Source organism: Pseudomonas sp. P105, assembly GCF_032614175.1.
Taxonomy (GTDB): Bacteria; Pseudomonadota; Gammaproteobacteria; order Pseudomonadales; family Pseudomonadaceae; genus Aquipseudomonas; species Aquipseudomonas rhizophila.
This window is the reverse complement of record NZ_CP126693.1, coordinates 4,111,865-4,128,626: the sequence shown is the minus strand read 5'-3', so window position 1 is coordinate 4,128,626 and position 16,762 is coordinate 4,111,865. Positions and strand designations below refer to the sequence as shown.

The following is a 16,762-nucleotide window of genomic DNA, read 5'->3' as shown; positions in this document are numbered from 1 at the left end:
CGATACTTACTCTTCGAACTCCACCAACGCGCAGCCCTCGCTGACCATTTCACCTTCCTGGCAATACAGTGCCTTGATCACACCGGCTTGGGGCGCGCGAATGCTGTGCTCCATTTTCATCGCCTCCAATACCACCAGTTGCGCCCCGGCTTCCACCGTCTGACCGGCGCTCACCAGCACCCGAACGATACTGCCGTTCATGGGGGCGGTCAGGCCGCCTTGGTGGCTGTGGCTGGCTTCGGCGGCGGCCAGCGGGTCGTACACGTCGACTCGGTGCAGGTCACCTTCCCATTGCAGATACAGGCTGTCGCCCTGGCGAATGGCGCGATGCCTGCGCCGCAGGCCATTGTGCTCGGTCACCAGTTGCTCACCCCGGAATTCTGTACGACCAGCCGTGACGTCCAGGGTCAATGCTCGATCCTGGCCCTCACAGCTAAGGTGCACAGTGGTCTGTCTTGGCAGCCCCAGACGCAGTCCGGCGGTGTTGGCCCAAGGTGAGTTGGCGTCATCGGATCGTGCATGCGGCGTCAGACTCAAGGCGAAGCCATGGGCCGCCGCGAGCCAGAAGTCGTCATCCAATTCGCCGGGCTCTGGCAATAGTTGCGTCTGGTAACGTGGGATAAATCCAGTGTCCAGCTCCGCCGCCGCAAAGGCGGGGTGGGCCACGATGCGTCGTAGAAATCCGATGTTGGTTTTCAGCCCGCCGATGGCAAACTCATCGAGCATGCTCAAAAGCCGCAACCGCGCCTGTTCACGATCCTCGCCCCAGGCAATCAGCTTGCCGAGCATCGGGTCGTAGAACGGTGAAATCTCATCGCCTTCCTCCACGCCGCTGTCGACCCGACGACCCGGTGCCGCACTCGACTCGCGATACAACGCCAGGCGCCCGGTAGCCGGCAGGAAGTCGTTGGCCGGGTCTTCGGCGTACAGGCGCACTTCGATAGCGTGGCCCAACAGGGGCACTTGCTCCTGTGTCATGGGAAGCCGCTCGCCACGTGCCACGCGAATCTGCCATGCCACCAGATCGAGGCCGGTAATGGCTTCGGTGACCGGGTGTTCGACTTGCAGGCGCGTGTTCATCTCCATGAAGAAGAACTCACCGCGTGCATCCAGCAAAAACTCCACGGTACCGGCACCGACATAACCGATGGCTTGAGCCGAGCGCACGGCGGCTTCACCCATGGCACGCCGCAGTTGTGGGGTGAGGCCGGGAGCAGGGGCTTCTTCCACCACTTTCTGATGCCGACGCTGGATCGAGCAATCACGCTCATTGAGGTACAGACAGTTGCCGTGCTGATCGGCAAAAATCTGGATTTCCACGTGCCGTGGCTTGAGCAGGTATTTTTCCACCAGCATCCGCGAATCGCCAAACGACGATTGCGCTTCACGCTGGGCCGAAGCCAGGGCTTCGGCCAGTTGGCTGACGTCCTCGACCACTTTCATGCCTTTGCCGCCGCCACCGGCAGTGGCCTTGAGCAGTACCGGATAGCCAATGCGTTCGCAGGCGTCGCGGAAGGTCTCCAGGTCCTGGGCTTCGCCGTGATAACCGGGCACCAGAGGCACTCCGGCGGTTTCCATGAGGGCTTTGGCGGCGGACTTGCTACCCATGGCATCAATGGCCGAGGCGGGCGGGCCGAGGAAGATCAAGCCGGCGTTTTCGATGGCCCGGGCGAATCCGGCATTTTCCGAAAGAAAACCATACCCGGGATGGATGGCCTGGGCGCCGCTGGTCTTGGCCGCGTCGATCAGTTTGTCGATTTGCAAATAGCTGTCAGCGGCCTTGCTACCGCCCAGGTCAACGCGGATATCGGCTTCACGGCTGTGACGGGCATCGCGGTCGGTGGCGCTGTGGACGGCCACTGTGGTCAGCCCCATGGCCTTGGCGGTGCGCATCACGCGACAAGCGATTTCACCACGGTTGGCCACCAGCAACGTGGTGAGGATGGGGGCGCTCATCAACGCGGCTCCTTGTTGTTCGATTCGGCCTGCCAGCTGGGCGAGCGCTTTTGCAGGAACGCTCGTAAACCTTCCTGGCCTTGCGCACTGACGCGGATGCGGGCGATGGCGTTTTCGGTGTAGCGCCGCAATGCAGGTGTGAGGGCGCCGTTGCCGACTTCACGCAACAGTTCCTTGCTGGCGCGCATGGCCGCCGGACTGTTGAGCAACAGGTTGTCGACCCATTGTTCGACCTGTTGGTCCAGTGTTTCGGCCGGGTAACTTTCCGACAGCAGACCGATTTCTTTTGCCCGTTGTCCGTCGAAGCGTTCCGCGGTCAGGGCGTAACGCCGCGCGGCCCGCTCTCCGATGGCTTGCACCACGAACGGGCTGATCACCGCCGGCGCCAGGCCAATGCGTACTTCCGACAGACAGAACTGCGCTTGATCAGCGCCAATGGCCATGTCGCAGGCGCTGATCAACCCCAGCGCGCCGCCAAACGCTGCGCCCTGGACCACCGCCACGGTAGGAATTTTCAACTTGGCGAGGTTGTACATCAGCTCCGCCAGTTCCCGGGCGTCGTCCAGGTTGGTGTGGTAATCGAGTTCGGCCGACTGCTGCATCCAGGCCAGGTCGGCACCGGCGCTGAAGTGTTTACCGCGACCACGGATCAGCAGAAAACGCAGGTTCGGATCACTGCTGACATGGTCCAGGGCAAGGATCAGCTCGCGGATCATTTCGGCGTTGAACGCGTTGTTTTTCTGCTCACGGCTGAGCCACAAGGTCGCAAAGCCGCGGGGGTCTCTGAGCAATTCGAGGGTGTTGAAGTTATCCATGTGCATTCCCCGTTTACATCCGGAACACGCCGAAGCGGCTCGGTTCGATGGGCGCGTTCAATGACGCGGACAAGGCCAGGCCCAGTACATCGCGGGTCTGGGCGGGGTCGATGACCCCGTCGTCCCACAGCCTCGCGCTGGAATAGTAGGGGTGGCCCTGCTCTTCGTACTGATCGAGAATCGGTTGTTTGATTTCAGCTTCCTGGGCGGCGCTGAACGGATGGCCGCTACGTTCGGCCTGTTCGCGCTTGACCTGCACCAGTACGCCGGCGGCCTGTTCGGCACCCATCACGCCAATCCGCGCATTCGGCCACATCCACAGGAACCGTGGGTCGTAGGCGCGGCCGCACATGCCATAGTTGCCGGCACCAAAGCTACCGCCGATGATGACCGTGAATTTCGGCACCTTGGCGCAGGCCACCGCCGTCACCAGCTTCGCGCCGTGCTTGGCGATGCCGCCGGCTTCGTATTTCTGCCCGACCATGAACCCCGTGATGTTTTGCAGGAACAGCAGCGGGATACCGCGTTGACAGGCCAGCTCGATAAAGTGCGCGCCTTTTTGCGCGGCTTCGGCGAAGAGGATGCCATTGTTGGCGAGAATCGCGATCGGGTAGCCGTGCAAGTGAGCAAAACCGCAGACCAGCGTCGTCCCGAACAGCGCCTTGAACTCATCGAACACCGAACCGTCCACCAGCCGCGCAATCACTTCACGCACGTCAAACGGCTGCTTGGCGTCCGCTGAAACCACGCCGTACAGCTCGTCGCTCGAATACAGCGGGGCGATGGGGGCACGTTGCTGCACTTCGCCGAGCTTGTGCCAGTTGAGGTTGGCAATGCTGCGGCGGGCAATGGCCAGGGCGTGTTCATCGCTGTCGGCGTAGTGGTCGGCGACGCCGGAGATCTTGCAGTGCACATCGGCACCGCCCAGGTCTTCAGCACTGACCACCTCTCCGGTGGCCGCTTTCACCAGCGGTGGGCCGGCCAGGAAGATCGTGGCTTGCTGACGAACCATGATCGCTTCGTCGGCCATCGCCGGCACATAGGCGCCACCGGCGGTGCAGGAGCCCATGACCACGGCAATTTGTGGAATGCCCATGGCGCTCATGTTCGCCTGATTGAAGAAGATCCGCCCGAAGTGCTCACGGTCGGGAAACACTTCGTCCTGGCGCGGCAGGTTGGCGCCGCCGGAGTCCACCAGGTATATGCACGGCAAACGGTTCTGTTGAGCGATGGTCTGGGCGCGCAGGTGCTTTTTCACGGTCAGCGGGTAATACGAACCACCTTTTACGGTGGCATCGTTGGCGACAATCATGCACTCGACGCCTTCCACCCGGCCGATCCCGGCAATCACGCCAGCGGCCGGCACGTCTTCGCCATACACCTCGTAAGCTGCCAATTGGCTGATCTCGAGAAACGGCGAACCCGGATCGAGCAAGCGATTGATGCGCTCACGGGGCAGCAGTTTGCCCCGCGAGGTGTGGCGCTCCTGCGCCTTGGGGCCGCCACCTTGTTGAACCTGAGCGAGCAGGGTGTGCAAAGCGTCGACCTGTTTGAGCATCGCCTCGCGGTTGGCAATAAATTCCGCTGAGCGCGGATTGAGCTGGGTATGCAGCGTGGCCATGGACAGCTCCGTTTAGCGGGTTTCGTTGAACAGTTCACGACCGATCAACATCCGACGAATCTCACTGGTACCAGCACCGATTTCGTACAGCTTGGCGTCACGCAGCAGGCGACCGGCGGGGAATTCATTGATGTAGCCGTTACCCCCCAGAATCTGGATTGCGTCGAGGGCCATCTGCGTGGCGCGTTCGGCGCTGTAGAGGATGACCCCGGCGGCGTCCTTGCGGGTGGTTTCGCCGCGCTCGCAGGCTTGGGCCACGGCATAGAGATAGGCTCGGCTGGCGTTGAGCTGGGTGTACATGTCCGCGACTTTGCCCTGGATCAACTGGAATTCGCCGATGCTCTGGCCGAACTGCTTGCGGTCGTGGATGTACGGCACGATCAGGTCCATGCAGGCCTGCATGATTCCGGTAGGGCCGCCCGACAGCACGACACGCTCGTAATCGAGGCCGCTCATCAACACTTTCACGCCGCCGTTGAGCACCCCGAGGATGTTTTCTTCCGGGACTTCGACGTCATCGAAAAACAACTCGCAGGTGTTGGAGCCGCGCATGCCGAGCTTGTCGAATTTGTTGCTGCGACTGAAGCCTTTCCAGTCGCGCTCGACGATGAAAGCAGTAATACCGTGGGGGCCTTTTTCCAGGTCAGTCTTGGCGTAGATCACGTAGGTGTTGGCGTCGGGACCGTTGGTGATCCAGGTCTTGCTGCCGTTGAGCACGTAGTGGTCGCCGCGCTTGTCGGCCCGCAACTTCATCGACACCACGTCAGAGCCGGCGTTGGGTTCGCTCATGGCCAGTGCGCCGATGTGTTCGCCGCTGATCAGCTTGGGCAGGTACTTGGTTTTCTGTTGGTGATTGCCGTTGCGGTTGATCTGGTTGACGCAGAGGTTGGAGTGGGCGCCGTAGGAGAGGGCGACCGAGGCCGAGCCGCGGCTGATTTCTTCCATTGTCACCACGTGGGCCAGATAACCCAGGCCAGCGCCGCCATATTCTTCCGGGACGGTGATGCCCAGCAGGCCCATGTCGCCGAATTTGCGCCACATGTCGGCAGGGAACAGGTTGTCGATGTCTATCTGGGCGGCCCGTGGCGCTAGCTCGGCTTTGACGAAGGCCTGCACCTGATCACGGAGCATGTCGATGGTTTCGCCGAGGGCAAAGTTCAGGGATGGGTAGCTCATGGGACACCTTTTGGCTTTTTTGTCGGGTGTGGAGAGGGGGGATTGGCTCTCACCTTTACGTTAACGTAAGCCTGTGACGAATGGCTGTCAATCACCCTTTACGTTAACGTCAACTTACGCCAAAGTATGTGCGCTTGAGTCAGCAGGTTCACCGATATACCCACTAATAAAGACAAGAGGGGTCATCATGGATCAACCCGGTTCGCAATCGCAGCTCAGCTACACCCGCGGCTCCCAGGACAAGACTCTGCTGGCGCACACCATCGGCGAGGCCTTTGATCAGACTGTGGCCCGGTATCCCGATGGCGAGGCGTTGGTGGTTCGCCATCAATCGCTGCGTTATACCTGGCGGCAACTGGCCGAAGCCGTCGACTTGCATGCCCGAGCCCTGTTGGCGCTGGGCTTGAAAGCCGGCGACCGTCTTGGCGTGTGGGCCCCCAACTGTGCTCAGTGGTGCATCAGCCAGTTCGCCAGTGCGAAGATCGGTGTCATTCTGGTCAACATCAACCCGGCGTATCGCAGTTCCGAACTCGAATACGTGCTCAAGCAGTCAGGTTGCCAATGGCTGGTCTGCGCCGCAGCGTTCAAAACCTCGGATTATCACGCCATGGTGCAAGCGCTCGCGCCTGAACTGGCGGAGCAATCGATAGGCCAGTTGCACAGCGAGCGTCTGCCGCTGCTACGAGGCGTGATCAGTCTGGACGCCCAACCACCGTCAGGCTTTTTACCCTGGTCACAACTGGCAGCCCTTGGCGCTGCGGTTTTGCCTGAGCAACTGGTCGAGCGCCAGGCCAGCCTGCATCATGATGACCCGGTGAATATCCAGTACACCTCCGGCACCACCGGGTTCCCCAAGGGCGCGACCCTCAGCCATCACAACATCCTCAACAATGGTTACATGGTCGGCGAAAGCCTGGGTCTGACGGCGAGCGACCGGCTGGTGATCCCGGTACCGCTCTACCATTGTTTCGGCATGGTCATGGGCAATCTGGGCTGCATGACCCACGGCAGCACCATGATCTACCCCAACGACGCCTTCGATCCGTTGCTGACCCTGCGTACCGTGGCCGAAGAAAAAGCCACGGCGCTGTATGGTGTGCCCACCATGTTCATCGCCATGCTGGACCAGCCGCAACGAGGCGATTTTGATTTGTCCAGCCTGCGCACCGGAATCATGGCCGGGGCCACTTGCCCTATTGAGGTGATGCGCCGGGTCATCAACGAGATGCACATGGCCGAAGTGCAGATTGCCTACGGCATGACGGAAACCAGTCCTGTGTCGTTGCAGACCGGTCCTTCAGACGAACTGGAATTGCGCGTGACCACCGTTGGCCGTACCCAGCCGCAGTTGGAGAGCAAGATCGTCGACGAGGCCGGCAATATCGTTGCCCGTGGCACCATCGGCGAGTTGTGTACCCGTGGCTACAGCGTGATGCTCGGCTACTGGGACAACCCCAGCGGCACTGCTGACGCCATCGATCAGGACGGCTGGATGCACACCGGCGACCTGGCGACCATGAACGAACAGGGTTATGTCTGCATCGTCGGACGCAACAAGGACATGATCATCCGAGGCGGTGAGAACATTTACCCGCGTGAGCTGGAAGAATTTTTCTTCACCCACCCCGCAGTGGCTGATGTGCAAGTGATCGGCATTCCGTGCTCGCGCTACGGTGAAGAAATCGTCGCCTGGATCAAGTTCCATCCCGGCCACAGCGCCACCGAGCAAGCGTTGCAGGCCTGGTGCAAAGAGCGCATTGCCCACTTCAAGACGCCACGTCATTTCAAGTTCGTCGAGGAGTTCCCGATGACCGTGACCGGCAAGATCCAGAAGTTCCGCATGCGCGAAATCAGCATTGAAGAACTGCGCGAAAAGGAAAGCTGAGAAAAATCCCCTGTGGGAGCGGGCTTGCTCGCGAATGCGGTGTGTCAACCGAGGTGATATGGCTGACACATCGCCGCGGAAAACCCAAATCCCAGACAGCACAAAGGGGAGCCGAAGCTCCCCTTTAATTTTGTCGTTACGTGCTCTTTTTTTATTATTGAGGGGCGGCCTGTTGTTGTTTTTAGTAGCCGTGACCCTTTACCGCTGTTTTGGTGATCCCCATCCGGGATCAAGAGCAAACGTATTTTTTTGAGCGCTGACCTGCTTTTTCGCTTCGCGATCCAACCGATTCGGGGGCTACCTGAAGGTAGTTTTATTGTTCTCTGCCCGGTTGCGGGTTGCTCCTGAAAGCACCCTGAAAAGCCCATCTTCTCCAAAAAAATCTGTTAGCTGCGCCTCTGTCGTGTTGTTTTTGTTATGTCAGAGTCGTTTCGTCTTGTTTTTATTGGGTGTATCGCATTTTTTATTTTTGTTATGCCAAAGGTATAGCAGGGTGCGTGCCAACTTTTATGAATGCTTTATAAATCAATGGCTTGGGTTTTTTGTCGGAAATATCCGCCCGTCCAGACCTGACAAATTGTTTCCGTGTTACTCGTTTCGTAGCTGTTACACCGGGAGCGGTAACACCTCACTGTGCGGCGCGCGCCTTGGCTACCCGCGAACCGGTAGGGCGACCCAGTACGTCACAGATCTGCCGGCCGGCAGCCATCAGTGCGTCCAGGTCGACGCCAGTTTCAATGCCCAGGCCATTGAGGAGGTACAACACGTCTTCGGTGGCAACGTTACCGCTGGCGCCCTTGGCATACGGGCAACCGCCCAGGCCTGCGACAGAACTGTCGAACACGGCGATGCCTTCCAGCAGACTGGCGTAGACGTTGGCCATGGCTTGGCCGTAGGTATCGTGGAAGTGCCCGGCGAGCTTGTCCCTGGGCACTTCAGCCGAAACCACCTCGAACATCTTGCGTGTGGCGCCAGCGGTGCCGGTGCCGATGGTGTCCCCCAAGGACACCTCGTAGCAGCCCATTGCGTACAGTTCGCGGGCGACCCACGCCACTTGTTCGGGCTTGACCGCGCCTTCGTACGGGCAGCCCAGCACGCAGGAGACGTAACCGCGCACGCTGACACCGCTCTGCCGGGCGGCTTCCATGATCGGCGCAAAGCGCTCAAGGCTTTCCTTGATGGAACAGTTGATGTTGCGCTGGGAGAACGCCTCGGACGCGGCGGCGAACACGGCGACCTCTTTCACGCCGGCTGCCAGCGCGTCTTCAAAACCCCGCAGGTTCGGTGCCAGGGCGCCATAGGTGACGCCGGGTTTGCGCTGTATCTGCGCGAACACCTCGGCGGAGCCGGCCATTTGCGGCACCCACTTGGGCGAGACAAAACTGCCGACTTCGATATAACCCAGGCCGGCGGCGCTCAGGGCATCCACCAGGTGCACCTTGTCGGCGACACTGATGGGTTGTGCTTCATTCTGCAGGCCGTCGCGAGGGCCAACTTCAATCAGGCGTACAAAGGAGGGAAGGGACATGGGGATTGACCTGTAGTGGGCTGCCAGTATCAAGAGGATGACGATGATTACTGCACGGTTTCCTGACCTTTGATCGTCTGCTCCAGGGCCTGGATGCAGCGTTCTTCGGCGGTGTCGAGTTCCAGCTTCATCTGTTCGATGTCCAGCAGTTGCTGTTCGAGCTGTTCCCGACGTTCGGTGATCTTCGCCAGCATGCTGTGCAGTTGTTTCTGATTGCCGCTGGTGGGGTCGTAGAGTTCGATCAGTTCACGGCACTCGGCCAGGGAAAAACCGATGCGCTTGCCCCGCAGGATCAGCTTCAGGCTGACCTTGTCCCGAGGCGAATAAATGCGTTCCTGGCCACGTCGTTCCGGGCTCAGCAGGCCTTGCTCTTCATAGAAGCGGATGGCCCGGGTGGTGATATCCAGTTCGCGGGCGAGGTCGGAGATGCTGTAGGTCTGGCTGCTCATGGAAGCGCTCGAAACGAAAGGGGCTGGCGCTAAGCTAATGGCAGGTTGACGTTCACGTCAAGCAATCAGATCCCAATGCAGACACACCCCTTGTGGGAGCGAGCCTGCTCGCGATAGCGGTATACCTGTCAGCATTAATGTTGACTGACCCGGCGCCATCGCGAGCAGGCTCGCTCCCACAATTTTGATCGCCTAAACCTTGTCGAGCTTCTTCTCATGCGCCGTCACCTGCTGGCACAGCTCGATCATCTGTTCGCGCATCCAGCGATTGGCCGGGTCCTGGTCGGTGCTTTCATGCCAGTAGAGATGGGTTTCCACGGGGGGCACATCGTTGACCGGCAACACGAAGGCATGCAGATCGTGACGACGGGCAAAGCGCTCGGGGACGGTCATGACCATGTCAGTCTGTTGCAACACCTGGGACGCCATCAAGTAATGCTGGGAGCGCAGGGCGATCTTGCGCTGGATGCCCATCTTGCCCAGGGCCAGGTCGACATAACCCAGACCGTTACGGCGGCTGGAAATATGCACATGAGTCTGGGCCAGGTAATCATCGAGGCTGATTTTTTCCTTGCCCGCCAGTGGGTGCCCCTTGCGCATGGCGCACACGTACCGGTCTTCCATCAGCTTGACGTGGCGCACTTGCGGGTCGGTATTGAGTGGCGCGTCGACGGCGAAGTCGAGGCGACCGGCGGCCAGTTCCTTGGTGGTTTCACGGCGCTTGGACAGGAAGCTCTCGATGGCCACGGTCGGCGCCAGGCGTCGCAGGCGCTGGAACAACAGCGGCAGGATCACGCCTTCGGTGAGGTCGGTCATGCTGATGCGGTAGGTCTTGACCGCCTGCAGCGGATTGAAAATCCGGCTTTCCTGCACCGACACCCGCAGCAACGATAAGGCATTGCGCACCGGGCCAATGATGTTCTGGGCCATGGGCGTGGGCACCATGCCCTGGGCCGTGCGCACGAACAGCGGGTCATTGAAGGTCTCACGCAAACGCGCCAGGGCATTGGACACCGCCGGCTGAGTGATGCCGACGATCTGTCCGGCGCGGGTCAGGTTGGCTTCGGTGTAGATCGCGTCAAAAACGATAAAAAGGTTGAGGTCGACCTTGCTCAGATTCATGGCGCTGCACTCTTGTTCTTGGGCTTGTTGTGAGGTGCCGGGTGGCGATGCAAATCAGTGAACCATATATCGGTGATGAATGTTAATACACGCCGAGAATAGGTTAGGTAAATTTTCGTAGCTGAACTAGCATCGATTTCATGACCTAAAAACAACCTCTGCCAAGAAGGTGCTTCTCATGGATTTTGCGTATTCCCCCAAGGTTCAGGAACTGCGTGAACGTGTCACCGCGTTCATGGACGCCTACGTATACCCGGCTGAAGCAGTGTTCGAACGACAAGTGGCCGAAGGCGACCGCTGGCAGCCCACCGCCATCATGGAAGAGCTCAAGGCCAAGGCCAAAGCCGAGGGGCTGTGGAATCTGTTCCTGCCCGAGTCTGAGCTGGGCGCTGGCCTGACCAACCTCGAATACGCGCCGTTGGCAGAGATCATGGGCCGTTCGTTGCTGGGGCCGGAGCCGTTCAACTGCTCGGCGCCGGACACGGGCAACATGGAAGTGCTGGTGCGTTACGCCAATGAAGAACAGAAACAACGCTGGCTGGAACCGCTGCTGCGCGGCGAGATCCGTTCGGCCTTCGCCATGACCGAGCCGGACGTTGCTTCTTCGGACGCCACCAACATGGCCGCCCGCGCCGAGCGCGATGGCGACGAGTGGGTGATCAACGGCAAGAAGTGGTGGACCTCCGGGGCCTGTGATCCGCGCTGCAAGATTCTGATCTTCATGGGCCTGAGCAACCCCGACGCGCCGCGTCATGCCCAGCACTCGATGATTCTGGTGCCGGTGGACACGCCTGGGGTAAAAATCGTACGTCCGCTGCCGGTATTCGGCTACGACGATGCGCCCCACGGCCACGCCGAAGTGCTGTTCGACAATGTGCGGGTGCCGTACGAAAACGTCTTGCTGGGCGAAGGGCGCGGTTTTGAAATTGCCCAGGGTCGCCTCGGCCCGGGTCGGATCCACCACTGCATGCGTTCCATTGGCATGGCCGAGCGTGCATTGGAGTTGATGTGCAAACGTGCCGTCAGCCGCACCGCCTTCGGCCAGCCGTTGGCGCGCCTGGGCGGCAACGTCGACAAGATCGCCGATTCACGGATGGAAATCGACATGGCGCGCCTGCTGACCCTGAAAGCGGCGTACATGATGGACACCGTCGGTAATAAGGTCGCCAAGAGTGAGATCGCCCAGATCAAGGTCGTTGCGCCGAACGTGGCCTTGAAGGTTATCGACCGGGCCATCCAGATCCACGGCGGGGCAGGGGTTTCCAACGATTTCCCGCTGGCCTACATGTACGCCATGCAACGCACCTTGCGCCTGGCCGACGGCCCGGATGAAGTACACCGCGCCGCCATCGGCAAGTTCGAAATCGGCAAGTACGTGCCCAAGGAGATGTTGCGCAGCGGCCGCTAGGAAGTAGCCCACCACGAGCCTGTGGGAGCAAAGCTTGCTTCCACAGGCTCATCTTGTGGGGGGGAGCTCGCTTACTCCTTGACGCTCATATATTCCTCGGCCCAACGGATGTAATCCTCGGGCTGGGTGTAAGTGTGGGTCAGCTCGGTGGCGCTCAGGTCTGACGCCTGGGTGAAGATCTGCCGCTGTTCGCGCAGGCTGTCATAGGTGGCCTTGATCGCGGCGAAGTAGGCACCGTGACCATCGATGGTGACGCGCACGCCGAGTTCCGCCAGGCGTTTGTCGTCACGCAGCAACGGATTGCCATAGGTGACGAGCATCAACGGCACGCTCAGGTTTTCGCTGATCTGCGCCAGGTGGTCGAAGTCCTGCACACCCACCATGCAAATCCCGTCGGCGCCGGCACGTTCGTATTGCTGGGTCCGACTGATGATTTCCTGGACCGGTAGGATCCCGGCGTTGGTGCGGGCAATGATCGCCATTTCCGGGTCGACCCGGGCTTCCAGCGCTGCGCGAATCTTGCCGACACCTTCGGCGACGCCGATCAGGTCGGTGGATTTGCGCCCGAACTGGGCCGGCAGCAGCGTGTCTTCGATGGTCAGGGCCGCCACACCGGCGCGTTCGAGTTCGATGATGGTGCGCATCACGTTCAGGGCGTTGCCATAGCCGTGATCGGCGTCGGCAATTACCGGCAGTTGGGCTACGCGGCCAATGCGCGTGGCCTGCTCGGCGAATTCGCTGAGTGTGATCAGGGCAAAGTCCGGCGCCCCCAACACTTGCAGCGACGCGACTGAACCTCCCAGTATCCCTACTTCAAAACCCAGGTCGGCGGCGATGCGCGCTGACATCGGATCAAACATCGAGGCGGTGTGGTAGCAGGTTTCGCTCGCCAGCAGTTGGCGAAAGTTGCGACGCAAGTCTTGATGGGAAAGCCTGGGCATATGAGTTCCACCATTGGAATGGAAAGGCTTGAGCAAAAGTGTCAACGCCGAAAGATCCAAAGGCTATCACGCGCAAGGCTTAAAGATGATGACGAATGTGCATGGGCTATGTGTGTGCCGGATTGCAGAGGATCCCGACAGGCTGTCAGCGATGATCGAGCTGACCAAGGTGCAGGCAAAGGGGGCGGAGGTTAATGCGTGTCAGTGGGTAAGGTATTTGTGCTCGAACCCAGCCTATGCCGCCGCCGCTTGCCGCCCCTGTTGAAGCAACGCCACGGCGCGCACCGTGTCACCTGGTTGCATTTGCAGACGTTTGGCCGTGAGACGGTCCACCAGCAGGCTGTGACCGTGCTGGTGGGCTCGGGCACTGGTAACGCGGCAACTCGCCAGCCGTCGGTTATGGATCAGCCAGACCGGTGCCTTTTCGTCCGGTGTGCCGATGGCCAGGGTCAGCGACTGGCTGTCGCGCACGGTCCGGATTTTCGCCACTGGCGCTTCGATCACCGGGCCACCATCGAAAATGTCGATGTAGCCTTTATGGGTGAAACCCTCGGCGCCGAGGATTTTCAGGGCCGGCTCGGTATTCGGGTGGGCCCTGCCGATAGCCGCCTGGGCCTGTTCGGTGAGCAGGCAGGTGTACAGCGGTTGGCGCGGCATCAGCTCGGCGATGAAGGATTTGTTGCCCATGCCGGACAATTGGTCGGCGTAGCTGAAGTCTTTCTGGAAGAAGTGCCGGCCCAAGCTGTCCCAGAACGGTGAGCAGCCGTGCTCGTCGGCGTGCCCTCGCAACTCGGCGATCAGTTTTTCACCGAACAGCTGGGAAAACTCGGCCACGAACAGCAAGCGCGCCAGTGACAGCAGGCGTCCGTTATGGCCGCGGCGCTGTTCGGGATGCAGAAACAAGGAGCAGATCTCCGATTGCCCGGTCATCTCATTGTTGAGGAACAGCGTGGGTATCTGTCGCTGGATGCCCAGTTCAGGCGCGGAGCTGACGGTGACCCCGACTCGATAGTTGTACCAGGGCTCACGCAGCCCGACCGCACCGGTCAGGGCGCTGATACCGACCACTTGCCGGTCATCGTCCTCGAGCACGAACAGGTAATCGGCATCGGCGCGTTCGACTTGTCCGGCAAAGGTGCGCTGGGCCCAGCGCACGCGATGGGCCAGGCGTTCTTCGTTGGCCGGCAGGCTGGTGAACCCGGGGCCCGCGCAATGGGCCAGGTCCAGCAAGGCGGGCAGATCCGTCAGAGCGACCGGGCGCACAATCATGATGCAGCTCCTTCATCGTGCCAATCGGGGCGCTGATGCCAGGTGAGGAATCGCGTCAGGTTCATAACGCAACCACCCGGGCCCGCTCGCCGTCGGTGATACCCAGTGCTGCCAGCATCTGCGGTGTCAGGGACACGGTGCCCTCGGCACTGACGTCAAGCTCGGCCACGATGGCCCGGTAATTCTCCAGGCCGTCGTTGCTCAGCAGGAAGCGGCCGCCGAGGTCAATGTCTGAGCATTGTCGGGCCGTGGCTATACGGCTTTGGGTGATCGAGCGGATGTTCGCCACACGAGCATGCAGTGTCGGCCCGCCGTCGAAGATATCCACGTAGCTGTTGGTTTCGAAACCCTCGCGCTCCAGGATGTCGAAGGCTTCCTGGCCGTCGGGATGCACCCGGCCGATACAGGCTTGGGCCGCCTGGGACAGCATGGGTACATAAATCGGGTATTGCGGCATCAGTTCGGCGAGAAAGGTGCGGCTCTGCAGACCGCACAAGCGTTCGGCTTCGGCGTAGGGCAGGTCGAAAAAATGCTGGCCGACGGCATCCCAGAACGGCGACTGACCGTCATCGCTGCTGAAACCAACGATCTCGGTGATCACTGATTCGGCAAAACGTTGCGGATGGGCGGCGATGAACATCAGCCGCGCCCGGGACAGCAACTCCGATTCCGGCGTGCGTACCCGTCCGGCGTCGATATGAAAACCGCGCAGCAGCGTCTGGCCATTGAGGTCCTGGCAAAGCGACAGCGCGGGTACGCCGTGCTGGATGTTCAGTTCCCGGGACTCGCTGGTAAACGGGCGATGCCGCAGGCTGTAGAACGGCTCATTGCAGCCGGTGCTGGCGAGAATCTCGGAACAGCCGGTCAATTGCCCGGATGCCAGGTCCTCCAGGACGAAGAAATAATTCTCTGCGCCAGGGCTCTGCACGTCGGTCTCGAACGAGGCACATGAATCGAGGATTTTGTCCCTCAGGCGTTCGGTATCGTCGGGAAGCGATGTGACGCCCACCAGACTGTCACGGGCCAGTTGCTGCAATTGCGGCAGGTCGCTTAATTGAACTGGACGTAAGGCCAGCATGGATTGCACTCCTTTTCCAAAGAGCCCGGTGACATGCACCGGGCTTGACGATCACTGTCGATGTCCACGCATTGTGACGACGGCTGGTCGAACCCCTTCGACCGCCGATCCTCACTGTCCCGCAGGGTCAGGCAGGGCAGTATCGGTGCCGAACTTATTGAGCACGGCCAGATAGACCAGGCCTGCGGCAATCCATATCAAGCCGAGCTTCTGCGCATCCACGCCCATGTTGTACATGATGGCCGCGACGATGGCGAAGCCGATCAAAGGGCAGATCAGGTGGCGAATCACTTGGCCGGACCGCTGGCGGCGCCAGTGATGGTTGAGCACGGTGATATGCAACAACATGAAGCCGCTCAAGGCGCCGAAATTGACCAGGGAAGTCAGGGTGTCCACGGCATCGATGAACAGGTAGCAGATCAACAGCGACAGCACTGCTACCAGATAGATGCTCAAGTATGGGGTGTTGTGTTTCGGATGGACCTTGGCCAGCACCTTGGGGAGCTTGCCGTCCCGGGCCATGCCGAACAACAGGCGCGACACCGCCGCTTGCGAGGTGATCGCCACGGCCACGCCCCAGGCCAGCGCCGTGGCGACGGCGGTCAAAGTGGCCAGCCAACTGCCGGCCGCCAATTCGGCGATTTCATAAAACGCGGTATCGGCGGACTTGAAGCCCATGCCGGCCGCCAGGTCGGTGGCAATCCAGGTTTGCACGACGAAAATCACCCCCATCACCAGCAGCGTGATCAACGCTGCCTTGCCCACGCTGCGCCCCGGATCATTCTTGATTTCTTCGGCCAGGGTGGAAATGGCATCGAAGCCCAGGAACGACAACACGGCGATAGACACGGCCTGCATCAACAGCGCGAAATCAAAACGTTCCGGGCTGTACAGCGGCGCCAGGGTCAGTTGGCCGTTACCGGCGCCCCCCTGCAAGGCATTCCAGGCGTAGAACAGGAAAATGGCCAGCACCATCAGTTGCGCCAGCAGGAAAATGATATTCATCCGTGCGGTGAAGGTGATGCCCCGCAGGTTGACGAAGGTCGCGCTGACCAGGAATGCCAGAATGAAACCGACCTTGGGAACGTCCGGGTACAGATGGTTCAGCGCCATGGCGGCGTAGACATAGAGCAGGGGCGGGATCAGCAGGTAGTCCAGCAGCATCAGCCAACCGGCGATGAAGCCCACGTGTGGGTTAAGGCCCCGTTGCGCATAGGAATAGACGGAGCCGGCCACCGGAAAAGCTTTGGCCATGCTGCCGTAGCTCAAGGCCGTGAAGAGCATCGCCACCATGCCGATGATATACGCCAACGGCACCATCCCCGGCGCCTCGGCGTTAACGTAGCCATACACGCCGAACGGTGCGATGGGGATCATGAAAATCATCCCGTATACCACCAGGTCCGTCAGCGACAGGCTGCGCTTCAATTCCTGTTTATAGCCAAATGCCTCGATACTCATAAGCCGTTCTCCTTCTCAGCTGTGTGGGTGTGCTCTTGCTTGTCGCTTGCCGC

General features: G+C 60.4%; 13 protein-coding genes. 2 read left to right on the top strand and 11 right to left on the bottom strand.

The genetic code is table 11. From position 1 onward, the window contains the following. Positions 1-6: 6 nt before the first annotated feature. Genes QOM08_RS18430 through QOM08_RS18415 form a run of 4 tightly spaced genes read right to left on the bottom strand, consistent with a single transcriptional unit; the run spans position 7 to position 5,568 of the window. Positions 7-1,956 (bottom strand): acetyl/propionyl/methylcrotonyl-CoA carboxylase subunit alpha, encoded by a 1,950-nt coding sequence (locus QOM08_RS18430; protein ID WP_076383980.1) that lies wholly within the window; start codon positions 1,954-1,956, stop codon positions 7-9. Next, positions 1,956-2,771 carry a gamma-carboxygeranoyl-CoA hydratase gene (locus QOM08_RS18425; protein ID WP_316911959.1) on the bottom strand — a complete coding sequence of 272 codons (816 nt, stop codon included), beginning with the start codon at positions 2,769-2,771 and terminating at the stop codon, positions 1,956-1,958. The genes QOM08_RS18430 and QOM08_RS18425 overlap by 1 nt, the downstream gene beginning before the upstream one ends. 13 nt (positions 2,772-2,784) lie before the next feature. Next, on the bottom strand, positions 2,785-4,392 hold the full coding sequence (locus tag QOM08_RS18420) for a carboxyl transferase domain-containing protein (RefSeq protein ID WP_076383981.1): 1,608 nt from the start codon (positions 4,390-4,392) through the stop codon (positions 2,785-2,787). Positions 4,393-4,404: 12 nt separating this feature from the next. Further along, positions 4,405-5,568, bottom strand: a complete 1,164-nt coding sequence (locus QOM08_RS18415) for an isovaleryl-CoA dehydrogenase (protein ID WP_316911958.1) — start codon at positions 5,566-5,568, stop codon at positions 4,405-4,407. Positions 5,569-5,755: 187 nt separating this feature from the next. On the opposite strand from QOM08_RS18415, the gene QOM08_RS18410 reads away from it, so the two are divergent. Further along, positions 5,756-7,453 carry an AMP-binding protein gene (locus tag QOM08_RS18410; RefSeq protein ID WP_076383982.1) on the top strand — a complete coding sequence of 566 codons (1,698 nt, stop codon included), beginning with the start codon at positions 5,756-5,758 and terminating at the stop codon, positions 7,451-7,453. Positions 7,454-8,081: 628 nt separating this feature from the next. On the opposite strand, the gene QOM08_RS18405 is transcribed toward QOM08_RS18410, so the two are convergent. The 3 genes from QOM08_RS18405 to QOM08_RS18395 all read right to left on the bottom strand — a co-directional run bounded on the left by QOM08_RS18405 (position 8,082) and on the right by QOM08_RS18395 (position 10,552). Further along, entirely contained in the window at positions 8,082-8,981 is a 900-nt protein-coding gene (locus QOM08_RS18405) for a hydroxymethylglutaryl-CoA lyase (protein ID WP_316911957.1), read from the bottom strand. 47 nt (positions 8,982-9,028) lie between these two features. Beyond that, the gene (locus QOM08_RS18400; protein WP_047228465.1) at positions 9,029-9,430 is read right to left on the bottom strand and encodes a MerR family transcriptional regulator; all 402 of its coding nucleotides are present in this window, start codon (positions 9,428-9,430) and stop codon (positions 9,029-9,031) included. Positions 9,431-9,622: 192 nt separating this feature from the next. Then, positions 9,623-10,552: a LysR family transcriptional regulator gene (locus tag QOM08_RS18395; protein ID WP_047228464.1), complete on the bottom strand. Its 930-nt coding sequence runs from the start codon at positions 10,550-10,552 to the stop codon at positions 9,623-9,625. A 178-nt stretch (positions 10,553-10,730) separates the two neighbouring features. Between QOM08_RS18395 and QOM08_RS18390 the strand changes: the two genes are divergently transcribed. Continuing rightward, positions 10,731-11,960 (top strand): acyl-CoA dehydrogenase, encoded by a 1,230-nt coding sequence (locus QOM08_RS18390; RefSeq protein ID WP_047228463.1) that lies wholly within the window; start codon positions 10,731-10,733, stop codon positions 11,958-11,960. 71 nt (positions 11,961-12,031) lie between these two features. Here the strand turns inward: QOM08_RS18390 and QOM08_RS18385 are convergent, their stop codons facing one another. From QOM08_RS18385 to QOM08_RS18370, 4 genes are all read right to left on the bottom strand, one after another. After that, a complete protein-coding gene (locus QOM08_RS18385) occupies positions 12,032-12,901 on the bottom strand; it encodes an oxaloacetate decarboxylase (RefSeq protein ID WP_316911956.1) in 870 nt (289 codons plus the stop codon). Between the two features lie 234 nt (positions 12,902-13,135). Next, entirely contained in the window at positions 13,136-14,170 is a 1,035-nt protein-coding gene (gene astA, locus QOM08_RS18380; RefSeq protein WP_316911955.1) for an arginine N-succinyltransferase, read from the bottom strand. 61 nt (positions 14,171-14,231) lie between these two features. Beyond that, a complete protein-coding gene (locus QOM08_RS18375; RefSeq protein WP_047228460.1) occupies positions 14,232-15,248 on the bottom strand; it encodes an arginine N-succinyltransferase in 1,017 nt (338 codons plus the stop codon). 111 nt (positions 15,249-15,359) lie between these two features. Next, positions 15,360-16,709 carry an APC family permease gene (locus QOM08_RS18370; protein ID WP_316911954.1) on the bottom strand — a complete coding sequence of 450 codons (1,350 nt, stop codon included), beginning with the start codon at positions 16,707-16,709 and terminating at the stop codon, positions 15,360-15,362. Positions 16,710-16,762 lie beyond the last annotated feature (53 nt).

Coding starts and splice junctions, on each gene's coding strand:
- astA (WP_316911955.1), bottom strand. CDS start 14,170: ATGATTGTGCGCCCGGTCGCTCTGACGGATCTGCCCGCCTTGCTGGAC.
- QOM08_RS18400 (WP_047228465.1), bottom strand. CDS start 9,430: ATGAGCAGCCAGACCTACAGCATCTCCGACCTCGCCCGCGAACTGGAT.
- QOM08_RS18395 (WP_047228464.1), bottom strand. CDS start 10,552: ATGAATCTGAGCAAGGTCGACCTCAACCTTTTTATCGTTTTTGACGCG.
- QOM08_RS18385 (WP_316911956.1), bottom strand. CDS start 12,901: ATGCCCAGGCTTTCCCATCAAGACTTGCGTCGCAACTTTCGCCAACTG.
- QOM08_RS18405 (WP_316911957.1), bottom strand. CDS start 8,981: ATGTCCCTTCCCTCCTTTGTACGCCTGATTGAAGTTGGCCCTCGCGAC.
- QOM08_RS18375 (WP_047228460.1), bottom strand. CDS start 15,248: ATGCTGGCCTTACGTCCAGTTCAATTAAGCGACCTGCCGCAATTGCAG.
- QOM08_RS18410 (WP_076383982.1), top strand. CDS start 5,756: ATGGATCAACCCGGTTCGCAATCGCAGCTCAGCTACACCCGCGGCTCC.
- QOM08_RS18370 (WP_316911954.1), bottom strand. CDS start 16,709: ATGAGTATCGAGGCATTTGGCTATAAACAGGAATTGAAGCGCAGCCTG.
- QOM08_RS18420 (WP_076383981.1), bottom strand. CDS start 4,392: ATGGCCACGCTGCATACCCAGCTCAATCCGCGCTCAGCGGAATTTATT.
- QOM08_RS18425 (WP_316911959.1), bottom strand. CDS start 2,771: ATGGATAACTTCAACACCCTCGAATTGCTCAGAGACCCCCGCGGCTTT.
- QOM08_RS18430 (WP_076383980.1), bottom strand. CDS start 1,956: ATGAGCGCCCCCATCCTCACCACGTTGCTGGTGGCCAACCGTGGTGAA.
- QOM08_RS18390 (WP_047228463.1), top strand. CDS start 10,731: ATGGATTTTGCGTATTCCCCCAAGGTTCAGGAACTGCGTGAACGTGTC.
- QOM08_RS18415 (WP_316911958.1), bottom strand. CDS start 5,568: ATGAGCTACCCATCCCTGAACTTTGCCCTCGGCGAAACCATCGACATG.